An 18,751-nucleotide genomic window follows, 5' to 3' on the forward strand; every position below is an offset into this window, starting at 1 on the left:
ACCGGCTGCCCCTTCCCGCTGCCCCACCTGGTCCCACCTGTGTTGCCGTACGGTACGTGCTGACAGGGCGGACGTGGCAACTCTGGCACATCTTCCCCGCTTCACGACGAGGGGGTCCGCTAGGAGGCATTCGTACCTCTCATCAGCGAGATGGCCCGTTTTCGCACGACATCGCCGATCAGCGCGCATGGGTACTCTTCGGTGGCTCTTGGGTGCCTTTCGCCTTACGGGGTCACCGTCGCAGGGTCGCCGGTTCGCGGAACACCCCTCGGGGGCCGCCTCACACGTTTGGGGGCGCCCCGTCGATCGGGCGTCCGAGCACTCCGGGTCTCTGCTGCCAGGGCAGGGGGCCCGCGGGCGGGCGATAGGCCACCCCCAGCGCGTCAAGGCGCTTGTAGTGGGCGCTCATCCGCCGCTCGAAGCCGGCGAAGTCGCGTTCCGCGGGGGCCGGCAGCGCGCTCCAGGCGACCTCGGCGAAAGCCGCGAGCCGCGGGAACGTCTGGTAGTCGACGCGCGCACGATCCTCCATCACCTCGGTCCACACGTTGGCCTGAGTGCCGAGCACGTGCCGCGCCTGATCGGCGGTCAACTCCGGCGGCACGGGTTCGAACCGGTAGACGTCCTCCAGCGTCCGTACGTACCCGATGGGCACGGGCTCGTCCGCGCCACCGTCCTGACGGTGGTCCAAGTACACCTGCTGCTCGGGACACATGACGACGTCGTGGCCCGCGCGGGCGGCCGTGATGCCGCCCCCGTAGCCACGCCACGACGACACGGCCGCCCCAGGTGCCAGGCCGCCCTCCAGGATCTCGTCCCAGCCGATCAGCCGACGGCCGCGCGCGGTCAGCCAGTTGTCGAAGTGCCGGATGAACCACGACTGCAACTCGTCCTCGTCGGCGAGCCCGAGCTCCTTGATGCGTGCCTGCACGGTGGGCGACTGCCTCCACTGCTCCTTGGCGCACTCGTCGCCGCCGACGTGGATGAACTCCGAGGGGAACAGCTCCAGGACCTCCTCGAACACCCCCTCGTAGAAGCGCAGGGTGTTGTCAGTGGGGGCCAGTACGTTGTGGGAGACGCCCCAGTTGTCCCAGACGGAGAGGGAAGTCGTGTCGATGACGTCGGTGTTGCCGAGTTCCGGATACGCGGCGATGGCGGCCTGCGAGTGGCCCGGGATGTCGATCTCGGGGACGACGGCGATATGCCGCTCGGCCGCGTACGCGACGATCTCGCGGATGTCGTCCTGGGTGTAGTAGCCGCCGTGCGGCTTCTCCTCCCACAGAGGCGACGCGCGATGGCCGAATTTCGTGCGTGCCCGCCACGATCCGGTCTCCGTGAGCTTGGGGTGCCGCTTGATCTCGATGCGCCAGCCCTGGTCGTCGGTGAGGTGGAAGTGGAAGACGTTCAGCTTGTGAGCGGCCATCAGGTCCAGATAGCGCAGCACGCCGTCCTTGGGCATGAAGTGGCGTGAGACGTCGAGCATGAGACCGCGCCAGCCGAAGCGGGGGGCGTCCTCGATCGTGACGTGCGGCACGGCCCAGGTGCGGTCGCGACTGAGCGGGGCCCTGCGGTACGCATCGGGGCCGAGGAGCTGCCGCAGTGTCTGGGCGCCCCAGAAAACACCGGCCGCGCTGCCGCCCTCGACAAGGACGCCCGACCAGTCGCTGACGAGGCGGTACTCCTCAGGGCCGAGCTCGGGGGCCAGCTGGAGCCCGATGCCATCGCCGTCGGTGTCGTCGAGCTCCAGGCCCTCGCGCAGCGGCAGGCCGGTGGCCTCCCGGAGGACGGTGCGCAGCCAGTGACCTACGCCCTCCGTTGTGGTGCCGGCGTAGAGCTGGGAGTGCGCCGTCAGCCGCACCTCGCCCGAACCGGCGACGACGCTGCGGGGCGCGGGAATCAGTTCATTCACGTCAGTCCTTTACCGCGCCGCCCAGTCCGGAGACCAGCCGTCGCTGTACGAGTACGAAGAAGATCAGTACGGGAATCGTCATCACCGTGGATGCCGCCATCACCCCGCCCCAGTCCGGTTCGTCGGCCTTGTAGAAGACGAGGAGGGCCATCGGCAGCGTCGACTGCGAGGTGTCGCTGATGATGAAGGACTTGGCGAACAGGAAGTCGTTCCAGGTGGAGATGAACGAGAACACGCTCGTGGCGACGAGCCCGGGAAAGACCAGAGGGAAAAGGATCTGCCACAGGAATCGTGTCCGGCTCGCCCCGTCGAGGTACGCGGCCTCCTCCAGCGCCTCCGGGACCGCCTTCACAAAGCCTCGCAGCATCCAGATCGCGAACGGCAGGGAGAACGCGATGTGCGGCAGGATCAGCGAGCCCAGTGTGTTCAGCTGACCGAAGTCCCGCATCTGGAAGAAGAGGGGAATCGTCAGGGCCTCGATGGGCACCATCTGCGCGATGAGGAACATGATCAGCAGGGTGGTACGGAACCGGAAGCGGAATCGTGTCACGGCGGTCGCCGCGAGAAACGCGATGAGCGCCGAGACGACGACCACGGTGACCGCCACCACAAGGCTGTTGAGGAAGTAACGGCCGAATTCCTGCTGTCCGAAGACGCGTCGGAAGGAGTCCAGGGACGGGGTGAGCGTCCAGGGGCGGGGCTCGGTCGACTCGATCTCACCGGCCGGTTTGAAGGCGCTCAGCACCATCCAGTAGAGGGGGAACGCGACCACGGCGGCGATCAGCAGGGCCGACGCCTCGGCGGCCAGCCGCCAGGGCCGGCGCACCCGGAAACGACCCGCGGAACGCACAGCACTCGAAGAACTCACAACTCCTCCCCCTGCCTGCGCAGCAGCCGCAGATAGACGAGCGTGACCGCCAGGAGAATCAGCAGCATCACCACTCCGATCGCCGAGCCGAGGCTGTACTGCGAGGAGGCGAACGCCTTCTGATACGCGTACACGTTCAGCACGAGGTTCTGTCCGGCGATACCGCCGCCGTTCGTCATCACGTAGATCTGCGTGAAGACCTTGAAATCCCAGATGACCGACTGGATGGTGACGACCACGAGGATCGGCCGGAGCATCGGCGCCAGCACGGAGCGCCAGATGCGCCACTGCGAGGCGCCGTCCAGGGCTGCCGCCTCCAGCACCTCGTCCGGGACGGCGCGGATGCCCGCGTACACCGTGACCATCACGAACGGGAAGGAGCACCAGACGACTTCGAGCAGTACGAGGGCGAAGGCGCTGTAGCGGCCGTACGTCCACGAGTAGTCGCCGAGGCCCAGGATGCGGTTGACGGGCCCGAAGTCGGGGTCGAACAGGAGCAGCCACACCGTCGAGCCGGTGATCGCGGGCGTGGCCCAGGCGCCCAGCGCGGCCAGCATCAGCGCGAGCCGCGGCACGGCCCGTACGCGCGTCAGCAGCACGGCGAGCGCGCAGCCGACCGCGAGCGTCGACACGACACAGGCCGCCGCGAACACCACGGTCGCCAGCAGTACTTGCCAGAACTGGTCGTCCGCGAAGAGCGTCGCGTAGTTGCCGAACCCCTGAAAGGTCGTCGGTTGCCCCCCGCTGACCTGGGCCTGTGTGTACTCCAGAAACGAAATCAGGCCAAGCTGGTAGACGGGGTAGACAAGCAGCCCGCCGAGGACGACGAGGGCGGGCGCGAGATAGAGCCAGGGCGTCCACCCGCCACTCGTACGCCGGAACGTCCGTGCCGCGCCCGCGCCCCCGCGCACCGGACCCCCCGCGGCCCGCCCGGACGAGGCCGAAGCCTCGCCGGACACCTCCGCGGCGGGATCACCGCGCAGCGCGGCCTTTCGGGCCGCCACCAGGCCCCCGCGCCGCCGAACCGCGGCGCGGCTCCCGTCGAGCGGCGGTGCGGGTGCCGGGGACGCGCCGTTCGTCACCCGTTTCATCCTGCGGAGCTGAACGCGTCGTCCATCTTCTTCGCCGCGTCCTTCGAAGCCGTCGCCACGTCCTTCTTGCCGCTGGCGATCTCCTGGAACATCGTCGGCAGCACGAGCGACGCGTCGATCTGCGCCCAGGCCGGCGAGGCGGGCACGAACTTGGTGCCCGAGGCGAGCGTCTTCACGAAGGGCTCGACGAACGGTTCCTTCTTCGCGACGTCCTGGCGCACGTCCGAGAACGTCGGCAGGAAGCCCATCGCGTCGAAGAGTTCACCCTGCGTCTTCTTCGACGCGAGTTCCTCCATCAGATCGACGGCGAGCGTGCGGTGCGAAGTGCTGTTCAGGACGCCGAGGTTGTTGCCGCCCGCGAAGGCAGGCGCTATCGAGCCCTCCTTCAGACCCGGCAGCGGTACGACCGCGTACTTGCCCTTCACCTTCCCGGCCTCGACCGCCGCGTGGTTGAAGTCACCGCCGATCGCCATGCCCGCCTTGCCGGAGGCGAAGGCCGTGATCGTGTCGTTGCCGCCCATGCTCGCGCACTTGGCGGCCGGGCAGTTGTCGTCACCGAAGAGCGAGGTGTACGCCTTGATGCCCTTCTGCGCCTGCGGGCTGTCGATCGTCGCGGAGTACGAACCGTCCTTGCCCTCGGCGATTTCACCGCCGTTGGACCAGACGAACGGCATCGCGCCGTAGGTGAACGCGCCGCCGACCGCGAGCCCGTACAGGTCCGGCTTCGCCTGCCGGATCTGCTCGGCGGTCTCGATCAACTCGCTCTGCGTCTTGGGAACTTCGAGACCGAGTTTCTTGAAGATGTCGGTGCGGTAGTACAGGGCGCGCACACCGACGAAGAACGGGGCGCCGTAGATCTTCCCGTCGACCGTCACGGACTGCTTGGCGGTCGGGTCGGTGTCCTTCGCCTCGCTCCAGTCCGTGAAGTCCTTGGTGACGTCGGCGAGTCCGCCGTCCTTGACGTAACCGGCGGTGTCGGTGTTGCCGTACTCCATGAGGTCCGGCGCGCTCTTCGGGTCGTTGAAGGCGGCCTTGACCTTCTCGGCACGGGTCTCGATGGGGATGTACTCGACGTTGACCTTCGTGCCCTCGTGGGCCTTCTCGAAGGCGGCCACGGTGGCGTCGACGACCTTCTTCTTCGGCCCGTTGTTGACCTCCTGGAAGAGCCACACGCGCAGCGTCCCGCTCTTCTCGTCCTTGCCGCCGGAGTTGTCAGAGGACTCAGGGGCACAGGCGGTCGCGGTGAGAGCGGCGACCACAAGTGCGGCTACTGGGGCGGCTGTTCGGGCAGAGAACCGGACTGAGAGTCTGGCGGGGAACTTCATCGGGCATCCTCCGAGGGAGCGCGCGTTGCAACATGCGCAATGGGTGTTTCGCTCTGCACAACACCACGGAGGCTAAGAGCTCATGAACATGCAAAACAAGGCCCTCCCAGAGGTCTCTACCACTCTGTGACCGAGACGGCTGAAAGTGCCCTGTTCAGCGGCGAGCCCTCTCGCCGCACCTCACTCCGCACACGACAAAGCCGCGGCACCCCCGACGGAGGGTGCCGCGGCCATGGCCGGCGTGCCGGTCCCCATGACGCACTTCGGCGTCATGACCTAATACCGAGCCGTGCGACGGAGTGGTCGACCCACCGCGCCGCGCACTACGTCGAACCACTGTGCGGAAGCCGAAGAACAACAGGGCGTTACTTGTCGCCGCCGCCCTTGCCCTGGTCGCCGCCTGAGCCCATGGACTCGTAGATCTCCTTGCACATGGGGCATACGGGGTACTTCTTCGGGTCGCGACCCGGGACCCACACCTTGCCGCAGAGCGCGACAACAGGCGTGCCGTCCAGCGCGCTCGCCATGATCTTGTCCTTCTGGACGTAGTGGGCGAAGCGCTCGTGGTCACCGTCACCGTGCGAGGTCTGCGGCGTCGGCTCGACCAGGGTCCCCGTACCAGTCCCGCGCTCGGGCTCAAGAGTGCTCATAACAGCCAAGGGTACTGAAGCCCGCCGCCATCGGTGCAGGACCCTGTCACCCTTCGCTTCCACGAAATCGAGGGACCGGTTCCGCGACGGATCACGGATGGGTTCCAGCCACGGATCACAGTTCAGCTCAGCGACGGATCACGGATCACGGATCAGTCCAGCAGCGGACCACAGATCAGTTCAGCGACGGATCGTCCGGATAGGTGGCCACCATCGCCAGCTCGTTGCGCTGACGGCGGAGCACCTCGCGCCACAGCCTTTCCGGGGACGGGGAGGAGACGTCGCCCGGCTCCGACTCGACGACGTACCAGGCGCCCTCGACGAGTTCGTCCTCCAGTTGCCCCGGCCCCCAGCCCGCGTAGCCCGCGAAGATCCGCAGCGAGCCGAGGGCGGAGGCCAGCAGTTCCGGCGGGGCCTCCAGGTCCACGAGGCCGATCGCGCCGTGCACGCGGCGCCAGCCCAGCGGGCTCCGCTCACCGGACGAGCCACCGGGGATGACCGCGACACCGAGCGCCGAGTCGAGCGAGACCGGACCACCCTGGAAGACGACGCCGGGCTCACCGGTGAGTTCCGCCCAGCCCTCGAGGATGTCGCCGACGTCCACGGGCGTGGGGCGGTTGAGGACGACACCCAGGGAGCCCTCCTCGTCGTGGTCGAGAAGCAGCACCACAGCGCGGTCGAAGTTCGGGTCCGCCAGAGCGGGAGTGGCCACGAGCAGCCGCCCTGTGAGCGAGGACACCTCGGTCATGCCTGACATGATCCCGCATCTTCCCCGCGTGCGGGGAGGCAATGCGTGTACGGATGTGAATGCAGCTCACGGCGCAAGGATGCAGGTGGAGCGCACACCCCTGCCCGTAACCCCGCGTGCCCGGCCGGAAACGTCTCGTGTTGTGGCGAAGCTATGACGGAGCCGGGCCGTACTTGGGCTTCCAGAAGGGGGGTAGGCGGCCATTACCCTTGCCTCTTCGGCCCTGTCCAACTATCGGAACGCGAGATTCATGACCGTCAACGGCTCAGATGACGTCCTGCTTGTCCACGGCGGAACCCCGCTGGAGGGTGAGATCCGTGTCCGCGGTGCGAAGAACCTCGTACCGAAGGCCATGGTCGCCGCCCTGCTCGGCAGCGCTCCGAGTCGGCTGCGCAACGTCCCCGACATCCGTGACGTACGCGTCGTGCGGGGGCTGCTGCAGCTGCACGGAGTGACGGTTCGTCCGGGTGAGGATCCTGGCGAGCTGGTCCTCGACCCGTCGCACGTGGAGAGCGCGAACGTCGCGGACATCGACGCGCACGCGGGTTCCTCGCGCATTCCGATCCTGTTCTGCGGCCCCTTGCTGCACCGGCTCGGCCACGCGTTCATCCCCGGCCTGGGCGGCTGCGACATCGGCGGCCGGCCGATCGACTTCCACTTCGAGGTGCTGCGGCAGTTCGGCGCGAAGATCGAGAAGCGGGCGGACGGCCAGTACCTGGAGGCCCCGCAGCGGCTGCGCGGCACCAAGATCCGGCTGCCGTACCCGTCCGTGGGCGCGACCGAGCAGGTGCTGCTGACGGCCGTCCTGGCGGAAGGCGTGACCGAGCTGGCGAACGCCGCCGTCGAGCCGGAGATCGAGGACCTGATCTGCGTTCTGCAGAAAATGGGCGCGATCATCGCGATGGACACCGACCGCACGATCCGCGTCACGGGCGTGGACAAGCTCGGCGGCTACACCCACGCGGCGCTCCCGGACCGCCTGGAGGCCGCCTCCTGGGCTTCCGCGGCGCTGGCGACCGAAGGCAACATCTACGTCCGCGGCGCCCAGCAGCGCTCGATGATGACGTTCCTCAACACCTACCGGAAGGTCGGCGGCGCCTTCGAGATCGACGACGAGGGCATCCGCTTCTGGCACCCCGGCGGCCAGCTCAAGTCGATCGCCCTGGAGACGGACGTCCACCCCGGCTTCCAGACGGACTGGCAGCAGCCGCTGGTGGTGGCCCTGACCCAGGCCACGGGCCTGTCGATCATCCACGAGACGGTGTACGAGTCCCGCCTCGGCTTCACATCGGCCCTGAACCAGATGGGCGCCCACATCCAGCTCTACCGCGAGTGCCTCGGCGGCTCGAACTGCCGCTTCGGCCAGCGCAACTTCCTCCACTCCGCGGTCGTGTCGGGGCCGACGAAGCTCCAGGGCGCCGACCTCGTGATCCCGGACCTCCGCGGCGGCTTCTCGTACCTCATCGCGGCGCTGGCGGCCCAGGGCACGTCCCGGGTGCACGGCATCGACCTGATCAACCGCGGCTACGAGAACTTCATGGAGAAGCTCATGCAGTTCGGGGCGAAGGTGGAGCTGCCGGGCAAGGCGCTCGGCTAGTCGCTCGGCCGGTACGGGAGTACGTCCCGTACTCCCGTACGCACGAGCCCTCAGCACGAGCCCGCACGCACGCGATGGGGCGGTCACCCGGATTCGGGTGACCGCCCCATCGGCGTATCGGCGTTGTCCGTGCCGTGCGCCGGGCGAGGCGCACAACAGGCTTACTTGCCCTTGGCGGCTTCCTTGAGCTTCGAGCCCGCCGAGACCTTGACGCTGTAGCCGGCCGGGATCTGGATCGGGTCGCCGGTCTGCGGGTTGCGCGCGGTGCGAGCGGCACGGTGGGTGCGCTCGAAGGTCAGGAAGCCGGGGATGGTGACCTTCTCGTCGCCCTTGGCGACGATCTCGCCGACGGTCTCGGCGAACGCGGCCAGAACGGCGTCGGCGTCCTTGCGGGTCACCTCGGCGCGGTCGGCCAGCGCGGCCACCAGCTCACTGCGGTTCATGTTGTTACTCCCGTGTTCTTCTTGCCGTTGTGGCGTGCCACGCGGCGGAGCCGCATGTTGGGCACAGCGAAGCCGATGCTGCCAGGGTCCTCGGTCGGTCCCCGGACCCGGGTCCGTAGCCAGACCCTCGCGCCCAGAGACGCATCCTGCCCCCACCTGCTGCGGGAAAGCCAATCCGGCACCCCTGGGAGTCACACGAAAAGCGCCACAGCCTCGAAACGGTGACGCTCCGTCCGCTCCCGGCAGCGGACCGCAGGGCCTGAGATGCCTGGTGGCCCTCAGGGGCTGAGCCTTGGCCGCCACCCTAGAGGCGGCCCCAGGCCCCGTGTCCGGCGACGCGCCGGTACGGGGGCGGCGTGGCAACCGTCACAGCGGACGCTGCGCGGCTTTTTTCGCCCCCGCCGCCCCTACCCGTCCCATCCTTCTGGGTCTCCGCCCCAGACCCCGCTCCTCAATCGCCTGAGGGGCTGAATTCAGCCCGTCCGGCGTTTGAGGACGAGGCCGTTCAGGCCGATACGGGGGTCTGGGGGCGCAGCCCCCAGGGGCCGGCGCGGGCTCAGGCCGTCGTGTTGCCTGCGGCCGCCACGCCGGCCGCCTTCGCGGCGTTGCGCACCGCGCCCGCGACCGCGCCCGCGACCTTGTCGTTGAAGACGCTGGGGATGATGTAGTTCGGGTTGAGCTCGTCCTCGGTCACCACGTCCGCGAGGGCGGTCGCGGCGGCCAGCATCATCTCCGTGTTGACCGTGCGCGACTGGGCGTCGAGGAGGCCGCGGAAGACGCCCGGGAAGACCAGGACGTTGTTGATCTGGTTGGGGAAGTCGGAGCGGCCCGTGGCCACGACCGCCGCAGTCTCGCGGGCGATCGCCGGGTCGACCTCGGGGTCGGGGTTCGCGAGTGCGAACACGATGGCGCCGTCGGCCATCGCGGCCACGTCGACGCCGTCCAGCACATTGGGAGCCGACACGCCGATGAACACGTCGGAGCCGCGCACGGCCTCCTTCAACGTGCCCGTGATGCCCTCGGGGTTGGTGTTGTCGGCGATCCAGCGCAGCGGCGAGTCGGGGGCGGCCTGCACCAGGTCCTCGCGGCCCGCGTGCACGACACCGTGGATGTCGGCGACGACCGCGTGCTTGACGCCGGCGGCGATCAGCAGCTTGAGGATGGCCGTACCGGCCGCGCCGGCGCCCGACATGACGACGCGGATGTCACCGATCGCCTTGCCGGTGACGCGCAGCGCGTTGGTCAGGGCGGCGAGTACGACGATGGCGGTGCCGTGCTGGTCGTCGTGGAAGACGGGGATGTCGAGGGCCTCGCGCAGCCGGGCCTCGATCTCGAAGCAGCGCGGCGCGGAGATGTCCTCCAGGTTGATGCCCGCGAAGCCGGGGGCGATGGCCTTGACGATCTCGACGATCGCGTCGCTGTCCTGGGTGTCCAGGCAGATCGGCCAGGCGTCGATGCCGGCGAAGCGCTTGAAGAGGGCCGCCTTGCCCTCCATGACCGGGAGGGCCGCCTTGGGCCCGATGTTCCCGAGGCCGAGCACCGCCGACCCGTCCGTCACGACCGCAACCGAGTTGCGTTTGATGGTCAGGCGCCGGGCGTCCTCGGGGTTCTCGGCGATCGCCATGCAGACGCGGGCCACACCCGGCGTGTAGATCATGGAGAGGTCGTCACGGTTGCGGATGGGGTGCTTGGACGCCATCTCGATCTTGCCACCGAGGTGCATCAGGAACGTACGGTCGGAGACCTTGCCGAGCGTGACGCCCTCGATGCCCCGCAGCTCCTCGACGATCTCGTCGGCGTGCGTCGTCGACGTCGCCGCGATGGTGACGTCGATGCGGAGCTTCTCGTGACCGGACGCGGTCACGTCGAGGCCGGTCACCGAGCCTCCGGAGGACTCGACAGCCGTGGTGAGCTGCGAGACGGCGGTTCCGCTCGCGGGTACCTCCAGCCGGACCGTCATCGAGTAGGAGACGCTGGGCGCCGTTGCCATGGCCGACTTCCTCTGCTTTCACCGTGTGTCGCTAGTGCCGCTTGTATGCCGTCCGATCGTCGCACCTACCGCCGAGTACGCGGTAGCCGCCTCGGATTGCGAACCTTTTGTTCGCGCAGGTGGCACCGGGTGCCACGGAGATTCCGGCCTACTTGGGACATGAGAAAGGGGTTCACGTCACCAGGTGACGTGAACCCCTCTTACCTCTTGTGCGCTTAAGTGGCACCGACCCGCCATGCTCGCCTCGCGGCAAGTGGTCGCTCGAAGCGACGAAGGTTGGGCCCGGGGGCTTGGATCGGGCCGGTGCCTCATCCACGGTAACAAACGATCCCCGTAAGGCAATTCCCGTCCCAGAGTTCATTTCGGGGGCCGACGAAGGGGCCGTCGAAGGGACCGCCACAGGGGTCGTCGAAGGGACCGTCGAATCAGTCTCGGAGGAGGTCGGGGACCCCGTTCACGTCGGGCTCGTCGCGGTCCGACGAGACCACGGTGAGCTGCTGGGTGGCCCGGGTGAGGGCCACGTACAGAACGCGCAGCCCGGCCGGTGACTCGTCGGCGATCTCCGCGGGTGAAACGACGATCGTGGCGTCGTACTCCAGTCCCTTGGCCTCCAGGCTGCCGAGGGCCACGACGCGGTCGCCGAGCCCGGCGAGCCAGCGGGCGGCCTCGGCCCGGCGGTTCATCGCCACGACGACCCCGACTGTGCCGTCGACCCGGTCGAGCAGCCGCGCGGCCTCCGCCCGGACGGTCTTGGCGAGTCCGTCCCGTACGACGGTGCTGTGTCCATTGTTCGTTGTCACAAAACGCGGCTCCACGCCCGTCGAGCGGACCGCCGACGGGGACGTCGAGCCGGGCATGGCCAGGGCCAGGACCTTGGCGGCCAGCTCGGCGATCTCAGCCGGGTTGCGGTAGTTCACGGTGAGCGTGAAGCGGCGGCGCGGGCGGGTGCCGAGGGCCTCGTCGCGGGCCTCGGCGGCCTCGTCCGGGTCCGACCACGACGACTGGGCGGGGTCGCCGACGACCGTCCATGTGGCGTGCTGGCCACGGCGGCCGATCATGCGCCACTGCATGGGCGTGAGGTCCTGTGCCTCGTCGACGATGACGTGCGCGTACTCGGTACGTTCCTGGGCCAGCCGCTCGGCGCGCTCGCGTTGCGACTCCTCGCGGACCGGCATCAGCTCCTCCAGGCCCGTGAGCTGGTCCAGCGGGTCCAGGTCGCGCTTCTTGCGGGGGCGGGCCGGGACCCCGAGGAGCGCCTGCAGCTCGTCGAGCATCGCCACATCGTGCACGGAGAGCCCGTCACGCCCCAGCGAGCGGGCGACGCGGCGCACCTCGCCGGGGTTGAGGATCCGCCTGGCCCAGCGCCCGAGCCGCTTCTCGTCGGCCATCGCGTCCAGCACGGCGCGCGGCGTCAGCTCGGGCCACCAGGCGTCCAGAAACGCGATGAAGCTGTCCTCGGAGGTGATGTCCTCGTCGAACGACGAGCGCAGCTCGGCGGCCAGCTCCGGGTCGGTGTGCCGGGATCCCGCACCGGACTGTGCCCACAGGGCGTCGAGCAGCAGCTTGCGGGCACGCGGGCGCAGCAGATTCACAGGGGCGGTGCCGGAGAGGGCATTGCGCCGGACGCGGTCCAGCTCGGCGGCCTCCAGCTCCAGGCGGCGCCCGAAGGCGACCACGCGGAGGCGGGTGGGGGTGAAGGCGGGCGCGGCAGGGGTCTGCGCGCCGTCGTCGTCGCCGAAGGCGAGCTGCCCCGTGGAAGCCTGAGCAGAAGCCGGGGCAGAGGCCGGAGCGCCCGGCGTCTCCAGTGCCCCGCGTGCCGCCTTCCGCAGTACCTTGAGCATCCGGTACGAGCCCTTGGCGCGGGCCACCGCGGGTGAGTCGTAGAGCGTGGCCTCGGCGCCGTCGACGAGGGAGCCGACCGCGCGGATGGCGACCTGCCCCTCCTCCCCGAGGGACGGCAGGACGCCCTCGGTGTACGCCACCAGCAGCGGCGTGGGCGAGACGATCAGGATGCCGCCCGCGTACCGGCGGCGGTCCTGGTAGAGGAGGTAGGCGGCCCGGTGCAGGGCCACCGCGGTCTTGCCGGTGCCGGGCCCGCCCTCCACATACGTCACCGACGCGGCGGGCGCCCGGATGACCAGGTCCTGCTCGGCCTGGATGGAGGCGACGATGTCCCGCATGGTGTGGCTGCGGGCCTGGCCCAGCGCGGCCATCAGCGCGCCGTCACCGATCACCGGCAGCTCACGCCCGTCGATGTGGGCCGTCAGCTCCGGGCGCATCAGGTCGTCCTCGACGCCGAGGACCTTGCGGCCCTTGGAGCGGATGACCCGGCGGCGCACGACCCGGCCGGGATCGACCGGCGTCGAGCGGTAGAACGGTGCCGCGGCCGGCGCCCGCCAGTCGATGACCAGCGGGGAGTAGTCCGCGTCGAGAACGCCGATCCGGCCGATGTGCAGCGTCTCCGCGATGTCGGCCGTGTTGTCGGGGCGTACCGCGCCCTCGGCGGGCTCGACCGCGGTGTACGCGCCGTCCGGGCCCTTCTTGCCGTCCTTGCCGAGCAGCAGGTCGATCCGTCCGAAGAGGAAGTCCTCGAACTCGTTGTTCAGACGATTGAGGTGGACCCCCGCGCGGAACACCTGCGCGTCACGCTCGGCCAGCGCGCCCGGCGTGCCGACCTGTCCGCGCTTGGCCGCGTCGTTCATGAGGAACTCCGCCTCGTGGATCTTCTCCTCGAGGCGCCGGTACACCCGGTCCAGGTGTTCCTGTTCGACGCTGATCTCTCGGTCTCGTACGGAGTCGTGGACCGAGCCGAGCGCGGTTTGCTGCTGAACCTGAGCGGCCACCGGGCCCCCTTCTGACGTGCATGGCAGCCGTCAACCGTACGCGAAGGGGGCCCCGGGAGGCTACGTCTGAGACCTGTGTTCGGTCACGCGTTCACCTCGACCAGGCGCGTGCCGTCGAACGTCACGACCTCGAAGTGGTCGATCTCGTTCGGGGTCATGGCTGCGCCACCGTGCACGTACAGCGGCTTCTTCGCCTTGTCGTTGGTGCTGCTCTTGATGCCGTAGCCCCATTTCGGGACGGACCAGGAGCTCACCGTCTCGCGGTCGCCGTTCTTGCCGACGGCGACCAGGGAGCACTTCTCCGGACCCTTGAGGTTCTTGAGCTCAAGGACGGCGTGGGTGCCCCAGGCCTTGCCCTCCATGCCGACCGTGGCGCTGACCTTCGTGGCCGGGTCGGTGGCGGAGACCTTCTCCTTCATGTGGTTGAAGAAGGCGTCCTCGGCGGGGCTGCTGGCGAGCGGCTCCGCCACGTTGTTCGAGTCGTCGCCGCCGGTGACCGCGATCGCGGTGACCGGGCCGCCGACGATCAGCGCTGCCGCGGCCGCGACCAGATACATGCCGCGCCGACGCTTCTGGGCGCGACGCTGTGCGACCTCGTCGACCAGCCGGTTCGCGAGCCGTGGGCTCGGGCGGGCGGACAGCGACTCCCCTATGGCCGGGGTGCCATGGCTGTCCGGCAGATCCGCGAGGGCGGCCAGCATCGGCTCCATGCCCGCGAGCTCGTCCAGTTGCTGGGCACACCAGTCACACGTCGCGAGGTGCGCCTCGAAGGCGCTCGCCTCCGCGTCATCGAGGATGCCGAGGGCGTACGCGCCGACCGTCTCGTGCACATCACCCTGGCCCTGCGAACCATGCATAGGTCCAGGGGTACCCGTTCCGTATCCCCCGTATGTGTTCATGCCGTCACCCCGCGCTCTTCCAGTGCCAGCTTCATCGAACGGAGGGCATAGAACACCCGTGAGCGAACGGTGCCGCTGGGTATGCCCAGCGTCTCAGCCGCCTCGTTGACGGTACGTCCCTTGAAGTACGTCTCGACCAGGACCTCACGGTGAGCCGGGGTCAGGTCGTCCAGCGCGTCCGACAGTGTCATCAGCCACAACGCCTTGTCGATCTCGTCCTCCGCGGGGATGACCTCCAGCGGCGACGGGTCCACCTCCTGAGGCCGGGCCTGCCGGCTGCGGTGCCCGTCGATGACGATGCGCCGGGCGACCGTCACCAGCCAGGGTCGTACCGAACCGGTAGCTCGGTTGAGCTGACCGGCGTTCTTCCAGGCACGGATGAGCGTCTCCTGCACGACGTCTTCGGCACGCTGGCGGTCTCCCGCGACCAGCCGCAGCACATAGGCGAGCAGGGGCCCCGCGTGTTCCCTGTACAGCGCACGCATCAGCTCCTCGTCGGGTTCCGAGGGCTGGGACATGCGATGTCGGGCCCTCGGAGGTCGTTCATCGGCCACGGCGGAATCCTTGCGCACGCCTACCTCCGGTGTCCGGGGGTTCCCCCGAGTCGGTCGCTCTCCACCAGGTACGGACGCGTGCGGAGTTGTGTTCAAGCTGAGGCCACTGTTTCTTCGGGCGGGCTGGAGCAGCCGGACAAGGCCGCACATTCCTGCCACAAGGGCTTCACATTCACGCCACGCTGGCAAAAACGAATCGCTGCCCGCGCGACGGCCGTAGGAAACTAGATGTAACCAACATCACTTGGGAACGGAAGCGCACAAAGGGGATGTTCAAGGCATTCCGGCACACTCGTGGGGCCGGAACCTGACCTAGGCGCGGGCGAGCGCCGCACGGCGGCGGTGCCGGGCCACCCTTTCCCGGTTTCCGCAGACCTCACTCGAGCACCACCTGCGCCTGCGGCCGCGGGACGTATCGAGGTAGACGATGGGGCAGTTGTCGCCCTCGCACTGACGCATGCTCGCGCGGGCGACGGGATCGGTGAGGAGCTCCACGGCATCGCGGGCGACGACGGCGAGGAGGGCCGCGCACGCGGGCGGGCCCTCGAGGGCACGCACGAGGGAGCCGTCGTCGCCCCAGACAGCGCGCGGGGCGGGCGGTGCGGCGCGGGCCAGTTCGTTGACTCGGGCCAGCGCGACACCGAAGTGCCGGGAGTCCCGCGAGGGCTGCCCGCGCACCAACTGCCCGATGTGACCGCGCAGTTCGCGAAAGCCCACGAGCCAGGAGGCGTCGGCCGCCGTGGGCGGCGTATCCGGTGGAACCAGCCCGGCTCCGATGATCCAGGCCCGCAGGGGCTCGACCGCGTCGAGCCGTTCCTCGGGATGTGTCGTCGCCAGCAGGTCCAGGCAGATCCGCCCGGAGTCGAACCGCAGCTCGTACGAGGCCGTGGCCGTGGCTGCGCCCAGTGCCATGTGCCTGTCACCGCCTTGGGGTTACCGCCATGAGGGGTCGGCGAAGGGTCCGTACCCCCTACAGTGCCTCCCCGCGGGCGCGGCCGGAACCCCCAGTACCGCCTGCTCGTGCCGCCCGCCCCTGCGTAGGTCCGTGCCGTACGTCCATGTCGTACGTCCGTCAGACGGCAGCCGGGGACGGTCACGTCAACCGTCAGGAATCCGCGTACTTCGAGTGGGCGGCCGGGTCGAGTGCGAGACGGTAGCCACGCTTGACGACCGTCTGGATCAGCTTGGGCGCCCCAAGTGCCGTGCGCAGGCGGGCCATCGCCGTCTCCACCGCGTGTTCGTCCCGGCCGGCGCCGGGCAGGGCGCGCAGCAGGTCGGCGCGGGACACGACCCAGCCCGGGCGCCGGGACAGCGCCCGCAGCAGGGACATCCCGGCGGGTGGCACGGGCCGCAGCGCGTTGTCCACCATCACCGCGTGGCCGCGGATCTCCACCCGGTGCCCCGCGATCGGCAATGTCCGCGCCCTGGACGGAAGCTCCTGACACAGCAGCTGTACGAGGGGGCCGAGCCGGAAGCGTTCCGGCTGGACCGTGTCGACGCCCCGGGCCTGCAGGGGCAGCGCGGTGACCGGTCCGACGCAGGCGGCCAGCACGTCGTGGTTGAGGGCGTCGAGCAACTCGGGCAGCAGCCCGCGGTCCTCGGCGCGGCCCAGCAGCGAGGCGGCGGCCGGTGCGCTGGTGAAGGTCAGCGCGTCCAGGCCGCGGCTGACGGTGGCATCGAGCAGCCGGTCGACGGGCCCGATGTCCTCCGGCGGCATCCACCGGTAGACGGGAACGCCGACGACCTCGGCTCCCCCGGCCCGCAGCGCCTCGACGAAGCCGGGCAGCGGCTCGCCGTGCAGCTGCACCGCGACCCGGCGCCCGTCGACGCCCTCCTCCAGCAGCCGGTCGAGTACCTCGGCCATGGACTCGGACGACGGGGACCAGTCCTCGGTGAGTCCCGCGGCCCGGACCGCCCCTTTGACCTTGGGTCCGCGGGCGAGCAGTTCGACACCGCGCAGCCGGTCGAGCAGGGCCTCACCGAAACCCCACCCGTCGGCCGCCTCGATCCATCCCCGGAACCCGATGGCGGTGGTGGCGACCACGACGTCCGGGGCCACGTCGAGCAGTTCCTTGGTCGCCGCGAGCAGTTCACTGTCGTCGGAGAGAGACACGATGCGCAGGGCAGGTGCGTGGATGACCGCGGCTCCGCGCCGCTGAAGCAGCGCACCGAGTTCTTCGGCACGGCGGGCCGCCGTCACACCTACGGTGAATCCCGCGAGCGGGCCGTGGTCGTGTCGGTCTGTGGGCTGCAGTTCGTCGTACATCAGCTCTCGTCCCGCGTTCGATTCGTCCTACACCAGCGGTCGACCGAGCCTGTCAACAGCTCATGACGGGCTCGGTTCCGCTTGATGTCGACGGTGTTACGTCACACCTCCGCGTAGCTGAGCTGCGGCTTCGTCTCGGCGGCCGCTGTGGACTGGCTCTGGGCGGGCGCCTGGCGGCGAAGGTATACGGCCCAGGTGACCGCGAAGCAGAGCCCGTAGAAGGCGAGGAAGGCGACGAAGGCACCGGTTCCCGAGCCTACGCTCAGGAACGACTGCCGGAAGGCGAGGTTGATGCCGAGCCCGCCGAGCGCGCCCACGGCCCCGATGATTCCCATGGAGGCACCGGACAGCCGGCGCCCGTACGCGGCGGCCTCCTCGCCCTCGAGCCCCTTGGCGAGGGCCTTGGCCTGGAAGATGCCCGGGATCATCTTGAAGGTGGAGCCGTTGCCGAGTCCGCTGAGGACGAACAGGGCGATGAACGCGGTGGTGAACAGCGGCAGGGACTTCTGCATGGACGCGATGACGATGACGCCGGTGGCGGCGGCCATGGCGACGTAGTTCCACAGCGTGATCTTCGCGCCACCGAAGCGGTCGGCGAGCGCGCCGCCCACGGGCCGGATCAGCGAACCGAGCAGCGGGCCGATGAAGGTGACGTACGCGGCCTGCAGCGGGGTCCGCCCGAACTGGGTCTGGAGCACCAGGCCGAAGGCGAAGCTGTAGCCGATGAAGGAGCCGAAGGTGCCGATGTAGAGGAAGGACATGATCCAGGTGTGCGCGTCCTTGACGCACTCCTTGGCGGCACCGCTGTCGTTCTTCAGGTGCGCGATGTTGTCCATCTTGACCGCGGCGAGGACGGCGGCGATGACGATGAGCGGGATGTAGATCCCGAGCAGTACGCGCGGGCCGCCGCTGGCGCCGATGACCGCGAGGCCGACGAGCTGCACGACGGGCACGCCGATGTTGCCGCCGCCCGCGTTGAGGCCGAGCGCCCAGCCCTTCTTCCGCAGCGGGAAGAACGCGTTGATGTTGGTCATGCTGGAGGCGAAGTTGCCGCCGCCGATGCCGGCGAGCATGGCGCACACCAGGAACGTGGTGAAGGACGTCCCGGGCTCCATCACGATGAACGCGGCGACCGTCGGAATGAGCAGCAGGCTGGCCGAGACGATCGTCCAGTTCCGACCGCCGAAGAGGGCGACGGCGAAGGTGTACGGGACACGCACGATGGCGCCGACCAGCGTCGCCATCGAGACGAGGAAGAACTTGTCGGCCGGGGTGAGCCCGTATTCGGGGCCCATGAAGAGCACCATCACCGACCATACGGTCCAGATGGAGAACCCGATGTGCTCGGACAGCACGGAGAAGAAGAGGTTCCTCCGGGCGACCTTCTCCCCCGTCTCATTCCAGAAGGTCTCGTCCTCGGGATCCCAGTGCTCGATCCAGCGACCTCCCCTGCTCGTGGCGGGGGCTGTGCTAGGGGCTGTCATGACGCCTCCACGGTTCTCCGGTGCTCAGCTGTCGTACGGCGGCTCTGTCGTACATGGGTGATGAGTCCCGAAGGTAGGGATGGCGCG

The 18,751-nt window shown here is 69.1% G+C and carries 15 protein-coding genes; 1 reads left to right on the forward strand and 14 read right to left on the reverse strand.

Annotated features, from left to right (window positions below):
* Positions 1 to 280: 280 nt before the first annotated feature.
* From FE633_RS28300 to FE633_RS28325, 6 genes are all read right to left on the reverse strand, one after another.
* Positions 281 to 1,906, reverse strand: coding sequence for a beta-N-acetylhexosaminidase (locus tag FE633_RS28300; protein WP_138048017.1), 1,626 nt, complete (start codon positions 1,904 to 1,906; stop codon positions 281 to 283).
* A 1-nt stretch (position 1,907) separates the two neighbouring features.
* The gene (locus FE633_RS28305) at positions 1,908 to 2,774 is read right to left on the reverse strand and encodes a carbohydrate ABC transporter permease (RefSeq protein ID WP_171060154.1); all 867 of its coding nucleotides are present in this window, start codon (positions 2,772 to 2,774) and stop codon (positions 1,908 to 1,910) included.
* Positions 2,771 to 3,733, reverse strand: a complete 963-nt coding sequence (locus FE633_RS28310; protein ID WP_425473237.1) for a carbohydrate ABC transporter permease — start codon at positions 3,731 to 3,733, stop codon at positions 2,771 to 2,773. The genes FE633_RS28305 and FE633_RS28310 overlap by 4 nt, the downstream gene beginning before the upstream one ends.
* 128 nt (positions 3,734 to 3,861) lie before the next feature.
* Entirely contained in the window at positions 3,862 to 5,190 is a 1,329-nt protein-coding gene (locus FE633_RS28315) for an extracellular solute-binding protein (protein ID WP_138048018.1), read from the reverse strand.
* Between the two features lie 365 nt (positions 5,191 to 5,555).
* Positions 5,556 to 5,840, reverse strand: a complete 285-nt coding sequence (locus tag FE633_RS28320; protein WP_162931190.1) for a DUF3039 domain-containing protein — start codon at positions 5,838 to 5,840, stop codon at positions 5,556 to 5,558.
* 175 nt (positions 5,841 to 6,015) lie between these two features.
* Complete coding sequence (locus FE633_RS28325) at positions 6,016 to 6,588, reverse strand: YqgE/AlgH family protein (protein WP_171060155.1); 573 nt, start codon at positions 6,586 to 6,588, stop codon at positions 6,016 to 6,018.
* A 250-nt stretch (positions 6,589 to 6,838) separates the two neighbouring features.
* Here FE633_RS28325 and murA point away from each other — a divergent pair, with 250 nt between their 5' ends.
* Positions 6,839 to 8,185, forward strand: a complete 1,347-nt coding sequence (gene murA, locus FE633_RS28330; RefSeq protein ID WP_138048020.1) for a UDP-N-acetylglucosamine 1-carboxyvinyltransferase — start codon at positions 6,839 to 6,841, stop codon at positions 8,183 to 8,185.
* Positions 8,186 to 8,346: 161 nt separating this feature from the next.
* Here the strand turns inward: murA and FE633_RS28335 are convergent, their stop codons facing one another.
* The 8 genes from FE633_RS28335 to FE633_RS28370 form a co-directional block, all read right to left on the reverse strand.
* Positions 8,347 to 8,628: an HU family DNA-binding protein gene (locus FE633_RS28335; protein ID WP_007382399.1), complete on the reverse strand. Its 282-nt coding sequence runs from the start codon at positions 8,626 to 8,628 to the stop codon at positions 8,347 to 8,349.
* A 556-nt stretch (positions 8,629 to 9,184) separates the two neighbouring features.
* A complete protein-coding gene (locus tag FE633_RS28340; protein ID WP_138048021.1) occupies positions 9,185 to 10,618 on the reverse strand; it encodes an NAD-dependent malic enzyme in 1,434 nt (477 codons plus the stop codon).
* Positions 10,619 to 11,043: 425 nt separating this feature from the next.
* On the reverse strand, positions 11,044 to 13,461 hold the full coding sequence (locus FE633_RS28345; protein WP_138048022.1) for a HelD family protein: 2,418 nt from the start codon (positions 13,459 to 13,461) through the stop codon (positions 11,044 to 11,046).
* Between the two features lie 83 nt (positions 13,462 to 13,544).
* Entirely contained in the window at positions 13,545 to 14,318 is a 774-nt protein-coding gene (locus tag FE633_RS28350; protein WP_138048023.1) for an anti-sigma factor family protein, read from the reverse strand.
* A gap of 38 nt (positions 14,319 to 14,356) precedes the next feature.
* Positions 14,357 to 14,878, reverse strand: a complete 522-nt coding sequence (locus tag FE633_RS28355; protein WP_010039908.1) for a sigma-70 family RNA polymerase sigma factor — start codon at positions 14,876 to 14,878, stop codon at positions 14,357 to 14,359.
* A gap of 348 nt (positions 14,879 to 15,226) precedes the next feature.
* Positions 15,227 to 15,826 carry a CGNR zinc finger domain-containing protein gene (locus tag FE633_RS28360; RefSeq protein WP_138048024.1) on the reverse strand — a complete coding sequence of 200 codons (600 nt, stop codon included), beginning with the start codon at positions 15,824 to 15,826 and terminating at the stop codon, positions 15,227 to 15,229.
* Positions 15,827 to 16,019: 193 nt separating this feature from the next.
* Positions 16,020 to 17,180, reverse strand: coding sequence for a uroporphyrinogen-III synthase (locus tag FE633_RS28365; RefSeq protein WP_138048025.1), 1,161 nt, complete (start codon positions 17,178 to 17,180; stop codon positions 16,020 to 16,022).
* A gap of 101 nt (positions 17,181 to 17,281) precedes the next feature.
* Positions 17,282 to 18,664 carry a nitrate/nitrite transporter gene (locus tag FE633_RS28370; protein WP_138048026.1) on the reverse strand — a complete coding sequence of 461 codons (1,383 nt, stop codon included), beginning with the start codon at positions 18,662 to 18,664 and terminating at the stop codon, positions 17,282 to 17,284.
* Between the last annotated feature and the right edge of the window lie 87 nt (positions 18,665 to 18,751).

The sequence above is a fragment of the Streptomyces montanus genome (genome assembly GCF_005786655.1).
Classification (GTDB): domain Bacteria; phylum Actinomycetota; class Actinomycetes; order Streptomycetales; family Streptomycetaceae; genus Streptomyces; species Streptomyces sporangiiformans.

Bases quoted from the DNA above. Each gene is read 5' to 3' on its own strand.
- FE633_RS28350 (WP_138048023.1), bottom strand. From the start codon at position 14,318: ATGCATGGTTCGCAGGGCCAGGGTGATGTGCACGAGACGGTCGGCGCG.
- FE633_RS28340 (WP_138048021.1), bottom strand. From the start codon at position 10,618: ATGGCAACGGCGCCCAGCGTCTCCTACTCGATGACGGTCCGGCTGGAG.
- FE633_RS28370 (WP_138048026.1), bottom strand. From the start codon at position 18,664: ATGACAGCCCCTAGCACAGCCCCCGCCACGAGCAGGGGAGGTCGCTGG.
- FE633_RS28335 (WP_007382399.1), bottom strand. From the start codon at position 8,628: ATGAACCGCAGTGAGCTGGTGGCCGCGCTGGCCGACCGCGCCGAGGTG.
- FE633_RS28320 (WP_162931190.1), bottom strand. From the start codon at position 5,840: ATGAGCACTCTTGAGCCCGAGCGCGGGACTGGTACGGGGACCCTGGTC.
- FE633_RS28325 (WP_171060155.1), bottom strand. From the start codon at position 6,588: ATGACCGAGGTGTCCTCGCTCACAGGGCGGCTGCTCGTGGCCACTCCC.
- murA (WP_138048020.1), top strand. From the start codon at position 6,839: ATGACCGTCAACGGCTCAGATGACGTCCTGCTTGTCCACGGCGGAACC.
- FE633_RS28355 (WP_010039908.1), bottom strand. From the start codon at position 14,878: ATGTCCCAGCCCTCGGAACCCGACGAGGAGCTGATGCGTGCGCTGTAC.
- FE633_RS28365 (WP_138048025.1), bottom strand. From the start codon at position 17,180: ATGTACGACGAACTGCAGCCCACAGACCGACACGACCACGGCCCGCTC.
- FE633_RS28360 (WP_138048024.1), bottom strand. From the start codon at position 15,826: ATGGCACTGGGCGCAGCCACGGCCACGGCCTCGTACGAGCTGCGGTTC.
- FE633_RS28315 (WP_138048018.1), bottom strand. From the start codon at position 5,190: ATGAAGTTCCCCGCCAGACTCTCAGTCCGGTTCTCTGCCCGAACAGCC.